This is a genomic window from Protofrankia sp. Cj3, assembly GCF_917627355.1.
Classification (GTDB): Bacteria; Actinomycetota; Actinomycetes; order Frankiales; family Frankiaceae; genus Protofrankia.
In genome coordinates this window covers 27,409-31,150 of the sequence record NZ_CAKJTR010000004.1, presented here as the reverse complement: position 1 = coordinate 31,150, position 3,742 = coordinate 27,409, and the positions used below count along the sequence as shown (strand labels likewise).

Below are 3,742 nucleotides of genomic sequence, written 5' to 3'. Positions count from 1 at the left end.
CGGCCGGTTCATCGGCCGGTTCGGCAGGCAGCCGGACCCGGAACCGGGTGTCACCGGGCACCGACTCCACCGACAGGTCACCGTGGTGTTTGGTGACCACGATGCGCCAGGAGATGTCCAGGCCGAGACCGGTGCCTGCACCCACCGGTTTGGTGGTGAAGAACGGTTCGAAGATCCGGTCGCGGATCTCCGGTGCCACGCCCGGCCCGGTGTCGGCGATCTCGACGACCACGTGGTCGACGCCCAGGTGGTCCTGGCTGGGTGCCGTGCGCACGGTCAACGTGCCGACGCCGTCCATGGCGGCGACCGCGTTGTCGATCAGATTCGTCCAGACCTGGTTGAGCTCGGCGGCATAGGCGGGGATCTTCGGTAGGGCCCGGTCGTACTCCCTGACAACGGTGACGCCATCGCCGATCTTGCCGGCGAGCATCACCAGGGTGCTGTCCAGCAGCTCGTGGACGTCGACCCGCTGGTACGGCGCGCGGTCCAGCTGGGAGTACTGCTTGGCGGCGGCCACCAGGGTGGAAATTCGGGCCGTGGAGTCCTCGATCTCGTTCATGAGCAGCTCGGTTTCGACCGTGTAGTTCAGCCAGCGGACGGCACCCTCACGTATCGCGTCGGGGACGCTGCCCGCGACCTGCTCCAACCAGGGCAGGTCCAGACCAGCCTGGACGAAGGTCGGGGCGAGATCCCATCCGCCGGCGATACCGTGATCGTCGAGCCAGTCGGTGACCGCGTCCTCCCGGTCGCCAGCCTCCAGCGGAGTCAGCGCGGGTGCCTTCGCGACCCGCTCCACCGCCTCCTCCTGCAGCCGGATCAGGATTCCCAGGGTGGCCCGGTCGTACGGGCCCGAGGCGATCAGAGCGAGTTTGTGCCGCATCCCGGCGACCCGTTCCCGCAACGCCGAGGCCGCCCGTACCGCGGCGGCGGCCGGGTTGTTCAGCTCGTGGGTGAGCCCGGCGGACAGCGAGCCCAGCGCCAGCAGCCGCTCCCGCTGACCGATCGCCTGCTGGGTGGTCCGCATGCCGAGGAACAACCCCTCCAGCATGTGTACGGCCATCGGGAACCACTCCCGCATCAGCCGCGCCAGCGCGTCCGCCGGGAGCACGAAGAAGCGCGACGGCTCACTGACCCGCAGCGAGGCGGTGTAGACCTGCGGGACGCGGTCGCCCAGGTAGGCCTGAAAGGCACCCGCGTACACACCGCGCTGGGACGTGCGGCTGATCTCCACGTCGTCGGCGCCGACCTGCCGCGACAGCACCAGCGCTCCCTCGATGAGCACATAGAAGCAGCTGGCAGGCTCGCCTTCGGCGTACACCGGTCCTGATTCGATGAGCTCGACACGTCCGTCCGCGCACAGCCGGGCCAACTGGTCCTCGGTGAGTTTCTCGAACAGGAACAGCGTGCGGAGCTCGTCTGGGCCGCACGCCGCTGACGGGGCGCTCCGCGCCGGGCCGGTCATCGCTTGTCCAGATACCGGTGGACCAGGGTGACGGCCATGGCACCCTCACCGACCGCGGACGCGACCCGCTTCACCGACTCGGCCCGCGCGTCCCCGGCCACGAAGACGCCCGGAACGCTGGTCTCGAGGTGGTACGGATCCCGGTCCAGGGACCATCCGCGCGGCCGTTGGCCGTCGACCACGAGGTCAGGGCCGGCAATGACGAATCCGCGGCCATCACGGACGATCACACCGTCCAGCCAGTCGGTGCGCGGTGCCGCCCCGATGAAGATGAACAGCCACTGCGCGTCGACCGTCTCCGTGGCACCGGTCGTGTTGTCCCGGATCGTCAGCTGCTCCAGGTGTTGCGTGCCGTGGCCGGCGAGCACCTCGGTACAGGTCCGTACCGAGATCGTCGGGATGCCGGCGATCTGCTCGATGAGGTAGTGGGACATGGACGCTTCCAGCGACGGGCCGCGGACCAGCATGACCACCGAGCGGGCATGCCGGGCGAAGTACACCGCGGCCTGCCCGGCGGAGTTCGCCCCACCGACGATGTAGATATCCTGTCCCGCGCAGCCGGACGCCTCGGTCAGCGCGGAGCCGTAGAAGACGCCGCGCCCGGTCAGCGGCTCCAGGCCGGGAGCCGCCAGCTGCTGGTAGGACACGCCGGTCGCCAGGATGACGGTGTGGGCGTCGATCTGTCCTCCGTCGGCGAAGCGCACGGTCCGCCCCGAGCCGTTGACCTCCAGGCCGACGACGTCACGGGCGGTGAGTATCTCGGCGCCGAATTTAGCTGCCTGTCGGCGGGCGCGGTCGGTGAGCTGTGCCCCGGACACGCCATCGGGGAAGCCGAGGTAGTTCTCGATCCGTGAGCTCTGGCCGGCCTGACCACCGGTTGCGGTCCGTTCGACCAGCACGGTCCGCAGCCCTTCGGACGCGCCGTACACGGCCGCGCCCAGGCCTGCCGGGCCCCCGCCGATGACGATCATGTCGTAGAAGCCGGCGGCGGGCGCGGTGCTGAGGCCGACCCGGCTGGCGAGCTGCGAGTCGGTGGGCTCCACCAGTGCCTCGCCGTTTTCGGTGATCACGACGGGGAGGGTTGTGCCGTCCGTTCCGGCCGCGGCCAGCAGGCGCTCGCCTTCCGGTTCGTCGGCGAGGTACCACCGGTAGGGCACCTGGTTGCGGGCGAGGAAGTCCCGGACGTCGTGCGATCGCGCTGACCAGCGGTGGCCGATGACCTTGGTCTCTGGTACGGGCCGGTGGTCTGTGGTGTGCCAGGCGTCGAGCAGGGCGTCCACGACCGGGTAGAGCTTCTCCTCGGGCGGGTCCCACGGCTTGAGCAGGTAGTGGTCCAGGTCGACGACGTTGATGGCGTCGATCGCGGCATCGGTGTCGGCGTACGCGGTCAGCAGCACCCGCCGAGCTGTGGGGAACAGGTCCATCGCCTGTTCAAGGAATTCGATGCCGTTCATCCGTGGCATGCGGTAGTCGGCCAGGATCACCGCGACATGATCACCGCGCAGCTTGAGCTCACGCATCGCGTCCAGCGCCTGTTCGCCCGAATCGGCTCGGATGATCCGGTGGTTCTCGCCGTACCGCCGTCGCAGGTCCCGGCTGACCGCGCGGGAGACGCTCTGGTCATCGTCTACGGTGATCAGTGCCGTACGTACGGCAGACCGGGGCGCCGTCATGGATAGCCAGTCAAGCACGGATAGCCTGTCCCTGGCACGTCGTCAGAGCATGGCCGCCCGTCGATGACGTGCTCTGGTAACCGGGCCCGCGCCCCTGGCGAAGTACGCTCCAGCAATGGAGCAGCGTGTTAGTTTGATTACATTGGGTGTTGTTGACGTGCGGCGCGCTCGGGCGTTTTACGAGCGGCTGGGCTGGCAGGGCCAGGAGGTCGAAGAGACCGTGTTCTTTCAGGCCGGCGGCATCGCGTTCGTCCTCTGGGGCCGCGACAAACTCGCGCGCGACTGCGGTATTACGGACGGGCCGGCAGGTGGCTTCAGCGGCGTCGCCCTCGCGCACAATGTTCGGTCCGAGGCGGAGGTCGACGATGTCGTCGCGATGGCGGAGCGGGCAGGGGCCACGGTCACCCGTCCGCCGGCCAAGACGTTTTATGGCGGATATGCGGGAGTTTTCACCGACCTCGACGGCCACGCCTGGGAGATTGCGTACAACCCGGGCTTCCCGCTCGCGGCGGACGGCTCGATCACCGTCCCCGACTTCCCCGCCGGATGACCGGTCGGGGTGTCGTCGTATGCGCCGTGCGGTGTGGCCGGCCGGTTCGGCAGATCG

Annotated in this window: 3 protein-coding genes; 1 reads left to right on the top strand and 2 read right to left on the bottom strand. The window is 68.9% G+C overall.

Annotated features, from left to right (window positions below; translation table 11 throughout):
* Together MJ783_RS01085 and MJ783_RS01080 are read right to left on the bottom strand one after the other, a co-directional pair.
* On the bottom strand, nt 1-1,462 hold a 1,462-nt coding region (locus MJ783_RS01085; protein ID WP_239307999.1), incomplete at its 3' end, for a sensor histidine kinase.
* Nucleotides 1,459-3,135 carry an FAD-dependent oxidoreductase gene (locus MJ783_RS01080; RefSeq protein WP_239308021.1) on the bottom strand — a complete coding sequence of 559 codons (1,677 nt, stop codon included), beginning with the start codon at nt 3,133-3,135 and terminating at the stop codon, nt 1,459-1,461. The genes MJ783_RS01085 and MJ783_RS01080, both read right to left, overlap by 4 nt.
* Before the next feature lie 115 nt (nt 3,136-3,250).
* Here MJ783_RS01080 and MJ783_RS01075 point away from each other — a divergent pair, with 115 nt between their 5' ends.
* A complete protein-coding gene (locus MJ783_RS01075) occupies nt 3,251-3,685 on the top strand; it encodes a VOC family protein (protein ID WP_370651393.1) in 435 nt (144 codons plus the stop codon).
* Nucleotides 3,686-3,742 lie beyond the last annotated feature (57 nt).